The sequence below is a fragment of the Kitasatospora sp. CB02891 genome, assembly GCF_002803145.1.
In the GTDB taxonomy this organism is placed as follows: Bacteria; Actinomycetota; Actinomycetes; order Streptomycetales; family Streptomycetaceae; genus Kitasatospora; species Kitasatospora griseola.
This window is the reverse complement of the sequence record NZ_NNBO01000010.1, coordinates 122,442-138,928: the sequence shown is the minus strand read 5'-3', so window position 1 is coordinate 138,928 and position 16,487 is coordinate 122,442. Positions and strand designations below refer to the sequence as shown.

The 16,487-nt window shown below is 73.7% G+C and carries 13 protein-coding genes; 4 read left to right on the top strand and 9 right to left on the bottom strand.

The features are described from left to right. Positions 1-72 precede the first annotated feature (72 nt). From CG736_RS22460 to nucS, 3 genes are all read right to left on the bottom strand, one after another. Complete coding sequence (locus tag CG736_RS22460; RefSeq protein WP_100587996.1) at positions 73-1,263, bottom strand: nucleotidyl transferase AbiEii/AbiGii toxin family protein; 1,191 nt, start codon at positions 1,261-1,263, stop codon at positions 73-75. Positions 1,264-1,276: 13 nt separating this feature from the next. Continuing rightward, positions 1,277-1,924, bottom strand: coding sequence for a hypothetical protein (locus CG736_RS22455; RefSeq protein ID WP_100587995.1), 648 nt, complete (start codon positions 1,922-1,924; stop codon positions 1,277-1,279). A 72-nt stretch (positions 1,925-1,996) separates the two neighbouring features. Beyond that, positions 1,997-2,656: an endonuclease NucS gene (gene nucS / locus CG736_RS22450; RefSeq protein WP_043916047.1), complete on the bottom strand. Its 660-nt coding sequence runs from the start codon at positions 2,654-2,656 to the stop codon at positions 1,997-1,999. 533 nt (positions 2,657-3,189) lie between these two features. Here nucS and CG736_RS22445 point away from each other — a divergent pair. Then, positions 3,190-3,582 carry an SCO5389 family protein gene (locus tag CG736_RS22445; RefSeq protein WP_043916048.1) on the top strand — a complete coding sequence of 131 codons (393 nt, stop codon included), beginning with the start codon at positions 3,190-3,192 and terminating at the stop codon, positions 3,580-3,582. 71 nt (positions 3,583-3,653) lie between these two features. Here CG736_RS22445 and CG736_RS22440 read toward each other — a convergent pair whose 3' ends face one another. Beyond that, the gene (locus CG736_RS22440; RefSeq protein WP_100588115.1) at positions 3,654-4,778 is read right to left on the bottom strand and encodes an LLM class flavin-dependent oxidoreductase; all 1,125 of its coding nucleotides are present in this window, start codon (positions 4,776-4,778) and stop codon (positions 3,654-3,656) included. 402 nt (positions 4,779-5,180) lie between these two features. Between CG736_RS22440 and CG736_RS22435 the strand changes: the two genes are divergently transcribed. Continuing rightward, a complete protein-coding gene (locus tag CG736_RS22435; protein WP_043916049.1) occupies positions 5,181-5,495 on the top strand; it encodes a hypothetical protein in 315 nt (104 codons plus the stop codon). Positions 5,496-5,502: 7 nt separating this feature from the next. Here the strand turns inward: CG736_RS22435 and CG736_RS22430 are convergent, their stop codons facing one another. Further along, the gene (locus CG736_RS22430; protein WP_100587994.1) at positions 5,503-6,270 is read right to left on the bottom strand and encodes an ABC transporter permease subunit; all 768 of its coding nucleotides are present in this window, start codon (positions 6,268-6,270) and stop codon (positions 5,503-5,505) included. A 1-nt stretch (position 6,271) separates the two neighbouring features. Further along, positions 6,272-7,279: an ABC transporter ATP-binding protein gene (locus tag CG736_RS22425; RefSeq protein ID WP_100587993.1), complete on the bottom strand. Its 1,008-nt coding sequence runs from the start codon at positions 7,277-7,279 to the stop codon at positions 6,272-6,274. A gap of 96 nt (positions 7,280-7,375) precedes the next feature. Between CG736_RS22425 and CG736_RS22420 the strand changes: the two genes are divergently transcribed. Beyond that, positions 7,376-8,179: an alpha/beta fold hydrolase gene (locus CG736_RS22420; RefSeq protein WP_100587992.1), complete on the top strand. Its 804-nt coding sequence runs from the start codon at positions 7,376-7,378 to the stop codon at positions 8,177-8,179. A gap of 75 nt (positions 8,180-8,254) precedes the next feature. Here the strand turns inward: CG736_RS22420 and CG736_RS22415 are convergent, their stop codons facing one another. The 3 genes from CG736_RS22415 to mce all read right to left on the bottom strand — a co-directional run bounded on the left by CG736_RS22415 (position 8,255) and on the right by mce (position 15,018). Next, entirely contained in the window at positions 8,255-9,184 is a 930-nt protein-coding gene (locus CG736_RS22415; RefSeq protein WP_043916053.1) for a cellulose-binding protein, read from the bottom strand. A 108-nt stretch (positions 9,185-9,292) separates the two neighbouring features. Next, the gene (locus CG736_RS22410) at positions 9,293-14,218 is read right to left on the bottom strand and encodes a hypothetical protein (protein WP_100587991.1); all 4,926 of its coding nucleotides are present in this window, start codon (positions 14,216-14,218) and stop codon (positions 9,293-9,295) included. Between the two features lie 365 nt (positions 14,219-14,583). Further along, the gene (mce, locus tag CG736_RS22405; protein WP_100587990.1) at positions 14,584-15,018 is read right to left on the bottom strand and encodes a methylmalonyl-CoA epimerase; all 435 of its coding nucleotides are present in this window, start codon (positions 15,016-15,018) and stop codon (positions 14,584-14,586) included. 252 nt (positions 15,019-15,270) lie between these two features. Between mce and CG736_RS22400 the strand changes: the two genes are divergently transcribed. Continuing rightward, the gene (locus CG736_RS22400; protein WP_100587989.1) at positions 15,271-16,461 is read left to right on the top strand and encodes an acetyl-CoA C-acetyltransferase; all 1,191 of its coding nucleotides are present in this window, start codon (positions 15,271-15,273) and stop codon (positions 16,459-16,461) included. The last annotated feature ends 26 nt before the right edge of the window (positions 16,462-16,487 follow it).

The window sequence follows — 16,487 nt, the reverse complement described above, 5'->3', positions numbered from 1 at the left end:
TTCCGGCAGCGTGGGCACGCCCAACCGAATCGGGGGGCCCGGGCGGGCAGATCCACTGGAAGGGCGGCGGGGTCAGTCGCGGAGCCAGGCGTCGACGGTCTCCGCGGAGAGCCACCCGCCCGCGGCCTGGTCGGCGTACCAGGACCAGGCAGGGCAGTCGAGCATGGCCGCGCCGAGGTGCTCGGGGGCGGCGGGGCCGAGGGCCTCGGCGGTGAGGCGGTGGGCCAGCTGGAGCGGTGCCTGGCGGGCGGCCAGCCAGGCCTGGGCGGCGGCGAAGCCTTGTTCGGCGTGCAGGCGGCGGACGGGTCCGAGCCAGCCCTCGCGCCACCAGGCTGCGCGGTCGGCGTCGGGGACCTCCGCGAAGGTCGGCGCGAGGGCCTCGGCCAGGTGGCGGGCGTGGTCGGACTCCTCGCCGGCCAACTGCGGGTACTCGGCGGCGAAGTTCGACCAGTCGGTTTCGGAAGGGACGCTGTCCGGGCCCACCGGCTCCTCGGCGTAGTGGGCCTCGCCGGTGACGAAGACGTCCCGCAGCACCTGGTAGCGCAGGCCGGTCGAGCGGGCCAGCAGGGCGGCGTCGTACAGGTCCTTGCCCTGCGGGTAGCGGTCGGTGGCGAGCCACAGGAGCTTCCAGGCGAGCGAGAGTTCGCGTCCGGCGACGTTCAGCACCGCGCCGGGGGCGACCTCCAGGGGTTCGGCGGGAAGGGGCAGGTCCTCGTTGAAGACGAAGTCGAGCTGGACGGTGCCGTCGGGCAGGCCGTCGGCCGTCCAGACGAGCATCAGGCGACGGCCGGGGGCCCTTTCGTACGTCCAGATGTCCTCGGTGGCGGTCTGCTCGGCCAGGAAGCGGACGGGGCCGGTGGTGGCGCAGACGGCGCGGGTGAGGTCGTCGAACAGGTCCCCGGTGCGCGGGTCGTCGAGCATCCGGTCGGCGGGGGTGACGACGAAGTCCAGGTCGCCGGGCTCGCGGGCGGCGTCGCCGAACCAGGCCTTCAGCACCACGGAGCCGCGCAGCACCAGGTGGTCTGCCCAGGCGGAGGCGGCGACGGCGGCGAGGACGGTGTCCATCGCGGTGCGGCGGGCCGCGTACCAGGCGGCGGCGAGGTCGGGGTCGGTGAACTGCGGGTCGCCGGCCCGGTAGGCGTTGTCGAACTGCTTCAGGGCCGGGTCGAAGACCGCGGACTGGGCGGCCCGCGGGTCGTCGATCGCGAGGTGCGTGCTCGGCCGGTGGCGGCGGTCCTCGGGCAGCAGGCGGTGGTCGGTCACGGGAGCTCCTCGATCAGGCGGTGGTCGGGGCGTCGTCGAGCCAGCCGGAGTCCAGCGTGAGCGCCGAGTCGTGGACCACGTACTCGCGGGTGACCTTCAGCGGCGGGAAGCCCGCGGCGGTCAGCGCGGCGGTGAGGCGGTCCAGGCGGGCGCCGGCGGTGGTCAGGCCGAGGCGGTGGCAGCGCTGGGTGACGAAGTACTGGCGGTGGCCGCCGGGTTCGGTGCGACGGGCGTTCCAGGAGACGTGGGCGTGGTGGCCGTCGGCGGCCCGCACCAGGGCGTCGCGAGGGACGTCCGGGGCCAGTCGGACCTTCACGTGGTGCTCGAAGTAGCAGGCGGCGTCGGCCTGTTCGGCCTCCGCGTCGGTGCCGGGGACGCCCGGGGTCCAGGGCGCGGCCTCGATCTTCACCCGGACCGGGGTGAACCCGGCGGCGCGCAGGCGGGCCGTCTCGGCGGCGGCGCGGCGGTGCTGGGCGGCCAGGGTGCCGTCGCTCTGCCAGGACAGCATCGGCTGCGAGGGGTGCCGGCCGCGGGCCAGCAGGATGTGGGTGAACTCCAGGCCGTGCGCGGCCGCCCATGCGGCCAGTGCGTCGACCTCGGCCGGGGCCAGCGTGAGATGGGTCTCGTACCGGCCGACCGGTTCAGCGCTTCGCACGGGCATGCGGTGATCCTGGCAGGCGGGCGCGGGCGGCGGCCCGCCGGGGGGCCCGCCGCAGGTTCGTCGCCGCCGGGGTCAGAACAGCTTGAGCTTGTCGTCGTCGATGCCGCGCAGCTCGTCGTAGTCGAGGACGACGCAGCCGATGCCGCGGTCGGTGGCCAGCACGCGGGCCTGCGGCTTGATCTCCTGGGCGGCGAAGACGCCCTTGACCGGGGCGAGCAGCGGGTCGCGGTTGAGCAGGTCGAGGTAGCGGGTGAGCTGCTCGACGCCGTCGATCTCGCCGCGGCGCTTGATCTCGATGGCGACGGTGGCACCGTCGGAGTCGCGGCAGAGGATGTCGACGGGGCCGATCGCGGTGGGGTACTCGCGGCGGATCAGCTGCCAGCCGGCGCCGAGGACCTCCATCCGGTCGGCGAGGAGCTCCTGCAGGTGGGCCTCGACGCCGTCCTTCACCAGGCCGGGGTCGACGCCGAGCTCGTGGCTGGAGTCGTGGTGGACGTCCTCCAGGGTGATGATCAGCTTCTCGCCGGCCTTGTTGGTGACCGTCCACACCCCCTCGGTCTCCTTCAGGGAGCACGGCGGGGACATCCAGTTCAGCGGCTTGTAGGCCCGGTCGTCGGCGTGGATGCTGACGCTCCCGTCGGCCTTCACGATCACCAGGCGCACGGCGGAGGGCAGATGTGCAGCGAGGCGGCCCGCGTAGTCCACGGTGCACTTGGCGATTACAAGACGCATGGGGACAAGCCTACGGCCCGCCGGGAGTGCCCCTGTCCCTGTTCGATTTTGGCGGGCGCAGGGAGGGGGCGTGCGAAGGGGAGGGGTGCGCCGGCGTGCAGTGGGTCGAGGGGGCGCGATTCCCGAGACAGGCGGCTGTCGGGAGGCGGGCCCGGAGGCCGTTTGAAGCGAGTGTCCGCAGACCGGGTGTGGGTCGGCCGGGAGGGGCGAAACATGGTGATCGCACGGCCACCACCGGTGAGCCGGGCCAGCTCGGCGTACAGGGTCGGTGCACAACTGATTCCGGCCAATCTCGGCTGTGGCACGGCGATTCGGGTGGCAATCCCCGGATTCTCCAGCCGGGTCCGGGAAGGACTGACACGCTGGTCTGACCCCCTGGCCAGGACCTCGATTACGCGGCGGCATCCCCCAGCCCCGTCGCGCCGTCGGCATTCGAACATCGCGCGTGGTCCACCGTACGTCCAACGCACCCTCAGCACCCCGGTACGACCGCCCCGTCGAATCCGTCGGGGCGGACCGTGAGAGGAGAACCCATGTCGCTCGACGTCTCACCGGCCCTGTTGGAGAAGGCCGAACGAGGCGAGGTCGACGAGCGGGAGTTCGTCGACTGTGTCCGCACCTCGCTGCCCTACGCCTGGGACATGATCAGCTCGCTGGTGGCCCAACTCAAGGTCGACGGAACCGACTTCGCCGACAACGAGGTCCCCCCGCCGAGTGAGCAGGAGCGCGGACAGCTGCTCCGGGCGATGGCCAGCGACGCCATCCGCGGAGCCCTGCAGCGCCACTTCGGCGTCCAGCTGGCCTTCCAGAACTGCCACCGGGTCGCGGTCTTCGCCCCCGGCCCCGACACCGCCGACCGGCTCGCCCGATTCACCTCGGTCCGGGCCCAACTGCTCAACCAGTCGCCGGAGTTGCGCGACTGCTGACGCCGACTCGGCGTCGCCCGGCACCGGGCCGCCCCGGACCTGACCGGCCGGGGCGGCCCGCGGGCATGCGTTCAGCGCAGCTGCGGCAGCACCTCGTCGCCGATCCGGTCCAGGTTGTGCAGCGTCGCCGCGGTGTCCCCGGAACCCTCGGCGAGCAGCGCGAAGCGCCGGATCCCGGTGCCCTCGGCGGTCGCCAGCAGCCGGTCCGCGCACTGCCGGGGCGTGCCCACCGCGTGCAGGTCGCACAGCAACTCGGTGTACGCGCGGGGGTCGCGCATCGACCGCTCCCGGCCGTCCACCGTGCGGTGCGCGCCCAGCCCGTACGCGAAGAAGTCCGGCATCGCCCGCAGCAGGCTGGCCCGGGCCGCCCCCGCCCGGTCGTCGACCTGCACCACGCCGGCCGCCACGTGCTCCCGCTGCACCCGTGCCAGCTGCTCCTCGCCGCGCCCCGCGGCCCGCCAGGCCGCCCGGTAGGCGGCCAGCATGTCCCGCTTGTCCTCGTCGCCCGAGTGCATGCCCAGCAGCATCGGCAGGCCCCGCTCGGCGGCCGTCCGCACCCCGGCCGGGGAGGTGCACGCCATCACCACCGGCGGGCCCGACTGGGGCTGCTGGGGCGGCTCCTGGCGCTGCCGCGGAATCACCGCGGCGGCCGGGGCGGGCCCGTCCAGGCCCAGCCAGCCCGTCAGGTCCGTCCGCCGGGCGGGCTCGACGGCCCGCGGCACCACCGCCACCTCCGGGAAGTCGAACTGCGGCCCCGAGCCGCCCACCCGGGCCCCGTGCAGCCAGCGCAGCAGCAGGTCCAGGCGCTCCGGGAAGCCCCGCTCGTACGCCTCCAGGCCGCCGCCGAACACCGCCAGGTCGATCCACGGCCCGCCGCGGCCCACCCCGAGGGTGAACCGGCCGCCGGAGGTCAGGTGCAGCAGCGCCGCCTGCTCGCCCAGCGCCACCGGGTGGCGGGTGCTGAGCACGCTGACCGCGGTGCCCACCCCGATCCGCCGGGTGCGGCCCAGCAGTATCCCCGCCAGCGTCGCCGCGTCCGGGCAGACCCCGTACGGCACGAAGTGGTGCTCGGCCAGCCACACCGCGTCCAGGCCCACCCGCTCCGCGGTCAGCGCCGCCGAGACGGTCCGGTCCAGCACCTCCCCGTGGCTCTGCCCGGGGAACTGCGCGGACAGCAGGAAGGCGCCGACCCGGATCGCGTCCGTGTCGGCCCCCGGCCCCTGCTCCGGGGCCGGCTGGGTGGCCGTCGCCACTCCTCGGCCGGTCGGTCGCCGTTCGGAGCGGGCGTGCGGTCGGGCGGTGGTCTTCGTCATGGGGCGTGCCTCCTCGGTGCGCGCAGGGTTCGCGAGCCCCGCCGTGTCACCTCGTGAGTAACCCATGTCATGTGCCAATGGCACGCCGAACCCTCAATTTGCCCAAGGGAAGGGTGGATTACCGTCGAATCGCTGAAGCCGGACGGTGATCCGTGCTAGTGGAGCAGGAGGGGTCGGTGGGGCGCGCGTGACCCCTGGGACGAAACGTCCCGGCCACGGCCGCCCACCGGTGACGCGGCGGCCCGTACCCTGGAAGGACAACGCGCCGGAACGAGGGGTAGTCACGTGTCACCGCGACGCAACCGGATCCAGAAGTCCGAGGACCGAGAGAGCGCCGCGCCGATGGGCGGGTCGCTGCGACGGGTGGAGTCGTACCGGGGCGAGGACTGGGTCGTGCAGACCGTGGCCGGGACGGCCGGGCGGTACTACCGGTGCCCGGGGTGCGACCAGGAGATCCCGCCGGGCGTGGGGCACGTGGTGGCGTGGCCGGACCACAGCAGCGGAGTGGACGACCGGCGGCACTGGCACCGGGCGTGCTGGGGAGCGCGGGAGCGCCGCGGCTCCAACCTGCTGCGGGGCCGCGGCGCTCCGAAGTACTGACGAACCGTCAGGCGTCGCGCTTCTTCAGGACCAGGTAGCCGCCGAGCAGGGCGGCCGCCGCCCACGCCGCGCAGATCAGCAGGCCCGTCCACGGGCCGTACGGGTGGTCCCCGGTCGGGTAGACCTGGAGCGCCGCGGAGCCGGCCCGGTCCGGGAAGTAGCGGACCACGTCCTTCACCTTGGGGACGATCGACAGGATCGGCGAGACCAGGAAGAAGAACGGGATCAGGATGCCCAGCGACAGCACCTGGTTGCGCAGCATCATGGTGACGCCGATCGAGAACAGGCACAGCAGCGTCAGGTAGCAGGCCGCGCCGAACACCGCTCGCAGCACGTGCGGCTCGCCGAGGCCGGTGGAGTACTGGCCGAGCGCCGCCTGCCCGAGGAAGAACGCGACGAACACCGTCACCAGCGAGACCAGGAACGCGAGGACGCCCAGCACCGCGGTCTTCGCTCCCATCAGGACGCCGCGCTGCGGGACCGCCGCCAGCGACACCCGGATCATGCCGCTGGCGTACTCGTTGCCGACCGCCAGCACGCCGAACACCACGATCGCCAGCTCGCCGAGCGAGATCCCGGCGAGCGAGGTGGTCGTCGCGTCGAACGGGGCGGTGTTGTGCTCGGTGAACTGGTCGTAGTTCAGCTTGGTCAGCAGCGAGATCGCGAAGCCCATGGCGACCACGATCAGGAAGGTGAGGACCAGCGTCCACACGGTGGAGCGGATGCTGCGGACCTTCGTCCACTCGGACTGCACGACTGCGGGGAACGCGGCCATCTCAGCTCTCCTTTCCGGCCTGGCGGGCGTCCCAGCCGGCGCCCCATCCGGGCTGCTGCTGCGCCGGCTGCGGGGTGGCGGCGCCGGTGGCGCCCGTGGTGGCGGCGACGTCGGTGCGGTACTCCACCGAGTCGGCGGTCATCTGCATGAACGCGTCCTCCAGCGAAGCCTGTTGGGGGCTCAGCTCGTGCAGCGTGACGCCGTGCGCGGCGGCCAGGTCGCCGAGCAGGGCCGGGTCGCCGTCGACCACCTCCCAGGCCCCGTCCGGGCCCGGCTCGGCGGTCAGGCCGGCGCCGCGCAGCGCGTCCAGCAGCTGCTCCGGCTGCGGGGTGCGCAGCCGCACCGCGGAGCGCGAGTTCTGCCGGATGAACTCGGCCATCGGCAGGTCCGCCAGCAGCCGGCCGCGGCCGATCACCACCAGGTGGTCGGCGGTCAGCGCCATCTCGCTCATCAGGTGCGAGGAGACGAACACCGTGCGGCCCTCGGCGGCGAGCGCCTTCATCAACTTCCGGATCCAGACGATGCCCTCGGGGTCGAGCCCGTTCACCGGCTCGTCGAACATCAGGATCTTCGGATCGCCGAGCAGCGCCGAGGCGATGCCCAGCCGCTGCCCCATGCCCAGCGAGAAGCCCCGGGCGCGCTTCTTCGCGACCGCGGTCAGGCCGACCACTTCGAGCACCTGGTCGACCCGCTCGCGCGGGATCCGGTTCGACTGCGCCATCCACAGCAGGTGGTCGTAGGCGGTCCGCCCCGGGTGCACGCCCTTCGCCTCCAGCAGCGCGCCGATCTCGCGCAGCGGGTCCTGGACGGAGGCGTAACTGCGGCCGTCGATGGTCACCTTGCCGGCCGTCGGCCGGTCCAGGTCGAGGATCATCCGCATGGTGGTGGACTTGCCGGCGCCGTTCGGACCGAGGAAGCCGGTGACCACGCCCTCCGGAATCCGGAAACTCAGGTCGTCCACGGCCAACTTGTCGCCGTAACGCTTCGTCAGATGGTGCAACTCGATCATGTGCCACTCCTAGGTCTGCCGCCAGGGTAGGACAAAAAACGGATGATTTGGACGATCGTCGTCCGGGGCGCGGCCCCCGGGCCCTACGGTGGAGCCATGACCTCCCCCAGCGCACCGGTCGTCCGCGAGAACGGCACCGGCACCCCGCTCGTCCTGCTGCACGCCTTCCCACTCTCCGCGCGCATGTGGGAGGGACAACTGGAACGCGTACCCGGTCCGGCCGGGGACGATGCCCGGGTGGTCGCGCCGGACCTGCGCGGCTTCGGCGCCGCCCCGCTCGGCGAGGAGCCGCCGTCCCTGGACACCGCCGCCGACGACCTGGCGCACCTGCTGGACGACCTCGGCATCGAACAGGCCGTGCTCGGCGGCCTGTCCATGGGCGGGTACGTGGCGATGGCCTTCGCCCGCCGCCACCCCGAACGGCTGGCCGGCCTGGTCCTCGCCGACACCAGGGCCACCCCCGACACCGACGCCGCCCGCGCCAACCGCGAACGCATCGCCGCCGCCGTCCTCGAACACGGCAGCGTCGACCTGCTGATCGAGGAGAACACCGCGAAGAACCTGCTCGCCCCCGGAACCGATCCCGAACTCGTCGACACCGTCCGCCGGATGATCGCCGAGGCGGACCCGGCCGCAGTCGCCTGGGCGCAGCGCGCGATGGCCGCCCGCCCCGACTCGCTGGAGGCGCTGGCCGCGCTGGACGTGCCCGCCGCGGTCATCGTCGGCGAGCTCGACACCGTCACCCCGCTCGGCGAGGCCCGGATGATGGCCGACGCCCTGCAGGACGCCGAGCTGACGGTCATTCCGGCGGTCGGCCACCTCTCCTCGCTGGAGGCCCCGGAGACCTTCAACGCCGCCGTCCGGGCCTTCCTCAAGCGCCTGAAGCAGCACAGCTCCTGATGCGCCGAAAGGGCCCGGAGCAGCAGGCTCCGGGCCCTTCACGGTCGGTCGGACCCCAGCGGCCCCGACGGGACGTCAGCGCGACTGCTGCGCCGGGACGCCCAGCGAGTCGTCGGTCGGCAGCGTGGCCGCGGCGACCGCCGCACCGGTCAGGGTGGCCAGCATCTCGCGGACGTTGGTCAGCTGCGCGTTGATCGAGTCGCGGCGGTTGGTGAGCGCCGCCAGCTCGCGCTCCGACTCGCTGCGGACCCGGTCGGCCTTCGCGTTCGCGTCGGCCACGATGTCCTCCGCCTGGCGCTGCGCGGTCTCGATGGTCTGGCGGGAACGGCGCTCCGCGTCGGTGCGCAGCTTCTCCGCCTCCAGGCGGAGCTGCTCGGCGCGGTGCTCGATCTCGGCGAGGCGCTTCTCCGCCTTGGCCTGACGGGCCGCCAGGTCGCGCTCGGACTGCTCCCGGCGCTTGGCCAGGTTGGTCTCGAACTCCAGCGCGGCCTGCGCGGCCTTGGTGCGGGTCTCCTCGAAGAGGGCGTCCGCCTCCTCGCGCTTGTTCTGCGCGTCCTTGTTGGCCTCGGCGCGCAGCTGCGCCGCGTCCGACTTGGCCTTGTCGACGATCCGCAGGCCCTCGTCCTCCGCCTTGGCCTTGCGGTCCTTGGCGTAGTTCTCGGCCTCGGTGCGGACCTGCTGCGCCGCGGCCTCGGCCAGCTCGCGGTGCTGCTCGGCGGCGCGGTGCGCCTCGTCGCGCAGGTCCTTCGCCTCCTCCTCGGCGAGGCGGAGGATCTTCTCGACGCGGGCGCCGAGGCCGGCGTACGACGGCTCCGCCTCGGTGACCGCGGCCTGCGCGGTCTGGGTCTCGAGGTGGAGCTCCTCGATGCGCTTCTCCAGCGCGCTGATCCGGGAAAGCGCGCTGTCTCGGTCGGCCACCAGCTTGGCGATCCGCTCGTCGACCTGGGCGCGCTCGTACCCACGGCGTACCAGGTCGAAGCCGTGCGGGGAGTGACTGTCGCTCATGGGATTTCTGGGCTTCCTGTCGTCAAACCGCTGAGATGGTTGAGGGAATCCTGACACGGTACCGGAGTGTCAACGACGAAACGCCGTTGGTTCGCGGACAATGTCCGCTCAATCGGGTGGCGCGCCCCCGGAGCGATTGCCTCCCGATCGTGGAGAGCCCACCCCGGCACCGGCCTTGGGCCCTCCGTCCTTCTTACTGCCCCCGTTGCTCTGAGCCACCGGCGCGGGCGCCTCGAACGCCTCCAACGCCGACAGCACGTCCTGGACCCGAGAGATCTCGGTGTTGATGTCCTTGCGGCGGCGCACCAACTCGTCCAACTCCCGCTGGCCCTCGTCGGTCACGCGCTTCGCCTCGGCCTTTGCCTCCGCGAGCAGTCGCTCCGCCTCCTCGGCGGCCAGCCGCAGCTGCTCCTCGGCGTCCGAACCGGCCCGCCGGATCCGCTTCTCCGACTCGTCGTCGGCGCGCTTGAGCCGGGACGAGGCCTCGTCGGCCGCCGCCTCCAGCTTCTCCTCGGACTCCATCTCGGCGGCCTTGAGCTTCGCCTCCGCCTTGATGATCAGCGCCTCGGCCCGGGTGGTGGAGTCGGCGAGCTTGTTCTCCGCCTCCTTCAGCAGCGTCTCGGCCTTGCGCACCGCCGAGATCCGCACCCGGCCGGCCTCCGCCGACGCCTCCGACGTCAGGTCCGAGGCCCGGGTCTCGGCCGCCTCGATCAGCTTCGCCGCCCGCTCCTCGGCCTCCGCGACCTGCGCCTGCGCCTGCTCCTCGGCCTCGGTCAGCTGCTCCTGGGCCGCCGTCACCAGCGCGTCCACCCGCTCGCCGGCGGACTTCATCGCCTGCGCGTTCTCCTTGCGGGCCCGCTCGTGCAGCGCCTCGATCTCGGAATCGGTGCGCTCGCGCAGCTCCTCCGCGCGGTCCCGGATCGCCGTCGAGTCCCGACGGGCCTCCTTCAGCAGCGCGTCCGCGTCCGAACGCGCCTTCTCCACCTCGGCCTTGCCCTGCGCGTCGGCGATCGCGACCAGCCGCTCGGCCTCCTTGCGGGCCGCCGTCACCAGCGCGTCGGCCTGCTCCTCGGCCGCCGCGGCCGCCGCCAGCGCCTCCGACTGGGCCTGCTCGGCGAGCTGCTCGGCGTCCGTGAACGCCTTCTCCAGCACCGACTTGGCCTGCTCGCGGGTCGCCTTGTCGTACGCCTCGGCGGCCTCCCGCAGCTCCGCGTCGAAGGACTCCGCACGGGACCGGATGTCCGCGTCGAACTCCTCCGCCAGCGTGCGGGTCGCCAGCGCGTACTCCTCGGCGTCGCCGCGCAGCGCCGTCGACCGCTCCTCGGCGTCCGCCAGTGCGGCCGCCGCCAGCTCGTCCGCCTCGGCCAGCGTGCGCTGCGCCCCGGCCTCCGCCGCGGCCCGCTGCTGCTCGGCGAACTCGGCCGCCGCGGCGTGCAGTTCGGCGATCTCGCGGTCGGCGGTCGCGCGGAGCTCGGCGACCTCCTGCGCGACGACGGCCCGGATCTCCGCGGTGTCGCGGTCCGCGGTCTCCCGCAGCTCGCGGTCGTAGGCGGCCGCGGTCTCGCGCAGCTCCCGGTCGAACGCGGCGGCCTGCTCGCGCAGTTCGGTGGTCTCGCGGTCGGCGGTGGCGCGGAGCTGGGCGACCTCCTGCTCGGCGGTGGCGCGCAGCTCGGCCGTCTCCCGGTCCGCGACGGCGCGCAGCTCGGCGGTGTCGCGGTCGGCGGTCTCCCGCAGTTCGCGGTCGTACGTGGTCGCGGCCTCGCGCAGCTCTGCGGTCTCGCGGTCGGCGGTGGCGCGGAGTTCGGCGACCTCCTGCTCGGCGGTGGCGCGCAGTGCGGTGATCTGCTTGGTCGCCGTCTCGTGCAGGCCCGCGACGGACTGCCGGACCTCGGCGGCGTCCTGCTCGGCCTGTGCGACCAGCTCGGCGGCCTGCGTCGCACCCTCGGCCCGCAACTCCTCGGAGGCCTGTGCGGCGTCCCGGCGCAGCTCGGTGGTCTCGCGCTGGGCGGTGGCGCGGAGTTCGGCGACCTCCTGCTCGGCGGTGGCGCGGATCTCCGCGGTGTCGCGGTCGGCGGTCTCCCGCAGTTCGCGGTCGTAGGCGTCGGCCTGCTCGCGCAGTTCGGTGGTCTCGCGGTCGGCGACGGCGCGCAGTTCGGCGGTGTCCCGCTCGGCGGTGGCGCGGAGCTCGGCCGTCTCCTGCTCGGCGACGGCGCGCAGTTCGGCGGTGTCCCGCTCGGCGCCGGCCCGGAGCTCGGCCACCTCCTGCTCGGCGACGGCGCGCAGTTCGGCGGTGTCCCGCTCGGCGCCGGCCCGGAGCTCGGCCACCTCCTGCTCGGTGACGGTCCGGAGTTCGGCCGTCTCCTGCTCGGTGATGGCGCGCAGTTCGCGGTCGAAGACGGTCGCGCTCTCCCGCAGTTCGCGGTCGAAGACGGCGGCCTGCTCGCGCAGTTCGGTGGTCTCCTGCTCCGCGACAGCGCGCAGCTCGGCCGTCTCCCGGTCCGCGACGGCGCGGAGTTCGGCCACCTCCTGCTCGGCGGTGGCGCGGAGCTCCGCGGTGTCGCGGTCCGCGGTCTCCCGCAGCTCGCGGTCGTAGGCGTCGGCGTCCTCGCGCAGCTGCGTGGCCTCGGCCCGGTCGGCGGCGGCTTCGGCGGCCAGCGTCCCGGCCTCGGTGCGGGCGGCGGTGAGCTGCTGGTCGGCCTCGGCGCGGACCCGCTGGGCGTCCTGCGCGGCGGCCTTGCGGACGGAGGCGGCCTCGCCGTCGGCGGCCTCCCGGATCGTGGTGGCCTCGGTCAGCTTCTCGGCGGTCAGCGCCCGGTCGCGCTCCAGGTCGCCGCGGGCCGCCTCGCGGGCGGCGGTGGCCTCGTCGCGCAGCGCCTGGGCGGCGGCCTCGGCCTGCTCGGTGACGGTACGGGCGACCTGCTCGGCCGCCTCGCGCACGGCCCGGCAGGCGTCCTCGGTCTCGTCGCGGTGCTGTTCGGCCCAGTGGGTGGCGTCGGCGCGGGTGGCCTCGGCGGTGGCGTCGGCCTCGGCGCGGACGGTCGCGGCGGCGGCCTCGGCCTGCTCGCGGGTCTGGGCGGCGTCCCGTTCGGCGTCGGCGCGGGTGGCCTCGGCGGCGGTCTTCGCGGCGGCCAGCACCTCGTCGCGGGCCTGCGCGGCGGAGGAGGTGAGCTTCTCGGCCTCGGTGCGGGCCCGGGTCAGGGTCTGCTCGGCCCGGCCCTGGACGGCGGCGGCCTGCTCGCGGGTCTCGGTGCGCAGCCGTTGGACCTCGTCGGCGGCGCCGGAGCGCAGCGCGTCCGCGTCGGTCTTGGCGCCCGTCAGCAGTTCCTCGGCCTGCTTGGCGGACTCCTCGATCTGCACGGCGGCCTGCCGGCGGGCCTCGGAGCGGACCCGTTCGGCCTCGGCGGCGGCGGCGGAGCGGTGCTCCTCGGCCTGCTCGCGGGCCCGGGCGGCCTCGGCCTGCATCCGCTCCAGCTGCTCGCGGATCGAGGCGGCGTCCTCCATGGCGGCGTTCTGCGCCTGCTCGACGGCCTGGCGGGCCTGCTCCAGCAGCGTGCCGGCCTCGGACTTGGCGTGCTCGACCCGCCGCTCGGCCTCGGCGGCGGCCTCGCCGCGGGTGGCCTCGGCGTCGGTGGTCGCGCGGGCGAGCACCTCCTCGGCCTGCTTGGCGGCCCGGGCCAGGCGCAGCGCGGCGTCCTTGGCCCCCTCGGCGCGGCCGGTCTCGGCGGCCTCGGCGCGCAGGCGTTCGGCTTCGGCGGCGGCCTGCTCGTGGAGCTCGACGGCCTTGCGCTCGGCGGCCGTCCAGTGCTCGGCGATCTCCTTCTCGGCGTCGGCGCGCAGCTCGTTGGCGACCGACTCGGCGGCGCCGCGCAGGCGTTCGCTCTCCTCGGCGGCGGCGGCCTTCGCGGCGTCCGCCTCGGCCTGGGCGGTGGACGCGGCGGCCTTGATCAGCTCGGCCTCGCGGGTGGCGGCGGCCACCATCTTGGCGATCTCGGCCTTGGCGGTCTGCGAGCGCTGTTCGCTGGCGGCGTCGCCGTCGGCGACCTTGCGCTCGGCCTCGGCGGTGGCCTCGGACTGGAGGCGTTCGGCGGCGGCGAGGGCCTCCTCGCGCATCCGGGCGGCCTCGGTGCGGGCCCGCTCGGCCTCGGCGAGGGCCTCGGCGCGCAGCCGCTCTATCTCGGCCTGGGCGCCGACCAGGGCGGCCTCGGCGCGCTCCTGGTCGGCGAGGGCCTGCCGCTTGAGGGCGGTGATCTCGGCTTCGGCGGCGGCGAGCTTCTGCTCGGCGGCGGCGTGCGCCTCGGCCAGCTGCTGCTGGGCGGCGGCGGTGGCGGCGACGCGCTGTTCCTCGGCCTGGGCGCCGGTCTGCTGGGCCTGCTCGGACGCGGCGCGCAGCAGGCGCTCGGCGTCGGACTGGGCGCGCAGCAGGGCGGCCTCGGCGCGGGCCTGGGCCTCGCCGCGGGCGGCGTCGACGTCGGCGGCGGTCTGCGCGCGGGCCTGGTCGGCGAGCGCGGTGGCCTCGGCGCGGACGGCGGCCATCATCCGGTCGGCCTCGGCGCGGGCCTCCTGGAGCAGGCGCTGGGCCTCCTGCTCGGTTCCGGCGCGGGTCTGCTCCGCCCAGTTGACGTTTTCGTTGACGTGGCGTTCGGCGGCGGCCCGGAACTCGGCGAGTTCCTCCTCCAACCGGCGGCGCCTGGCGTTGAATTCGGCTTCCAGCTGGGCCGTGCGCTCGGCGGCCTCGGCCATCATCCGCTGGGTGGCGGCCTGCGATTCGCGGAGCTGGCGCTCGGCGTCGGCGCGCAGCGCCTCGGCCTGCATCTCGGCGTTCCGCAGCAGCTGTTCGGCCTGGCCGGAGACGGAGTCGAAGGCTCGCGGCTGGGCGAGTTGCCGACGGGCCTCGTGGAGCTTGGCCCGGAGCACCTCCACCTGGTAGGCGAGGTCGTCGGCGTGCTCGATCGTCTTGTCCCGCTCCTTGCGGGCCTTCTCCAGCTCGGCCTCGAACTTGGAGAGGTGATCCTCAACGCGGTCGTAGCCCCGCACTCCGCGGTCCCGCCCATCTCCTGGTCGCGTCCTCGACCGGTCCGTTCCGCTCCCGGGCAGGTGCCGGGGCCGGACCGGGCGGTCCTTGCCATCGCTCCGCCGTCCGGGTGGACTCCTGAGCGATCTGTTGCCTCTGGAGAATGGTGACAGATCCGAACGGCGACCGTTCGGCCGTGCCCGCGTCGTGGACTCCCCTGCGGTGCGCGGACCGGAGGTACCTGCGCACCTGGGCATTGTAGTGGGAGCCGTGCCGGGGGGAATGGGGGCGAGGTCCTTTTCGGAAGTTACCGACCGGTTCGTTACTGCTTGTTCGCCCCCCGGCCAGGCCCCGTACCGGCCCCGACCGGGGCCCGTACGGCCTGCGGTCAGTGCTCGCCCGGCTCCGCGGCGGTGACCAGCTCGGTCAGCACGCCGCCGCAGTCCTTGGGGTGCAGGAAGGTGATCCGCGAGCCCATCGAACCGCGCCGGGGCTCGTCGTACAGCACCCGTACGCCCTTGCCCCGGATCGCCGCGGCGTCCCCGTCGACGTCCGCGGTTCCAAAGGCGATGTGGTGCACGCCCTCGCCGTTCTTGGCCAGCCACTTGGCGACCGTGGAGTCCTCCCGGGTGGGCTCCAGCAGCTGCAGGTAGGACGCGCCGCCGTCCCCGGTGTCGTTGATCTTCAGCATGGCCTCGCGGACGCCCTGCTCCTCGTTGACCTCCGAGTGGAACACCTCGAACCCGTACGTGTTCCGGTAGAACTCGACGGTCCGGTCCAGGTCGAAGCAGGCGATGCCGATGTGGTCGATGCGGGTCAGCACGGGGGCCTCCGAAGGCGTGTGAAGGGTGGCACTCAGTGCAGCGCATCGCGGCGACCGCACGCCAGCGGCACGCCTTGCGAGTCTGCTCACATCGGAGTTTCCCGTGGTGGAACTTCCCGGAACTGGCACGGTGTTCACTTGAAGGTGCCAGTAGCGCTGATCACATCCTCGCGGCGGTGACGCGGAGGTGACCGATCAGTACATTGACCGCATCCCCATACCCTCTGGTCCGACGCGCGAAGGGGCTCGTCCATGACTACTTCTGTGATCGTCGCAGGTGCGCGCACGCCGATGGGTCGGCTGCTCGGCTCGCTCAAGAGTTTCTCCGGCGCGGAGCTGGGCGGCTTCGCGATCAAGGCGGCACTGGAGCGGGCCGGTGTGACCGGCGAGCAGGTCCAGTACGTGATCATGGGCCAGGTGCTGCAGGCCGGCGTCGGCCAGATGCCGGCCCGGCAGGCCGCCGTGAAGGCCGGCATCCCGATGAGCGTGCCCGCGCTCAGCATCAACAAGGTCTGTCTGTCCGGCCTGGACGCCATCGCCCTGGCCGACCAGCTGATCCGGGCCGGCGAGTTCGACATCGTGGTGGCCGGCGGCCAGGAGTCCATGACCAACGCCCCGCACCTGCTGCCGAAGTCCCGCGAGGGCTTCAAGTACGGCGCGATCGAGATGCTCGACGCGATGGCGCACGACGGTCTGACCGACGCCTACGAGAACATCCCGATGGGCGAGTCCACCGAGAAGCACAACACCCGTCTGGGCATCGGCCGCGAGGTGCAGGACGCCATCGCCGCCGCCTCCCACCAGCGGGCCGCCAAGGCGCAGGCCGACGGCGTGTTCGAGGCCGAGATCGTCCCCGTCGCGATTCCGCAGCGCAAGGGCGACCCGGTGCTGTTCAGCCAGGACGAGGGCATCCGGGCCGACACCACGGCCGAGGGCCTGGCCCGGCTGCGCCCCGCCTTCACCAAGGACGGCACGATCACGGCCGGCACCTCCTCGCAGATCTCCGACGGCGCCGCCGCGGTCGTGGTGATGAGCAAGGCCAAGGCCGAGGAGCTGGGCCTGAGCTGGATCGCCGAGATCGGCGCCCACGGCAACGTCGCGGGCCCGGACAACTCGCTGCAGTCGCAGCCGTCCAACGCGATCAAGCACGCCCTCGCCAAGGAGGGCCTGGAGGTCGCCGACCTCGACCTGATCGAGATCAACGAGGCGTTCGCCGCCGTCGCCCACCAGTCGATGAAGGACCTCGGCGTCAGCGACGGGATCGTCAACGTCAACGGCGGCGCGATCGCGCTGGGTCACCCGATCGGCATGTCCGGCGCCCGCGTGGTGCTGCACCTGGCGCTGGAGCTGCAGCGCCGCGGCGGCGGCGTCGGCGCGGCCGCGCTGTGCGGCGGCGGCGGCCAGGGCGACGCCCTGATCGTCAAGGTCCCCGCGCAGGGCTGACCGATCGTCAAGTCCCCGTGAGGCGG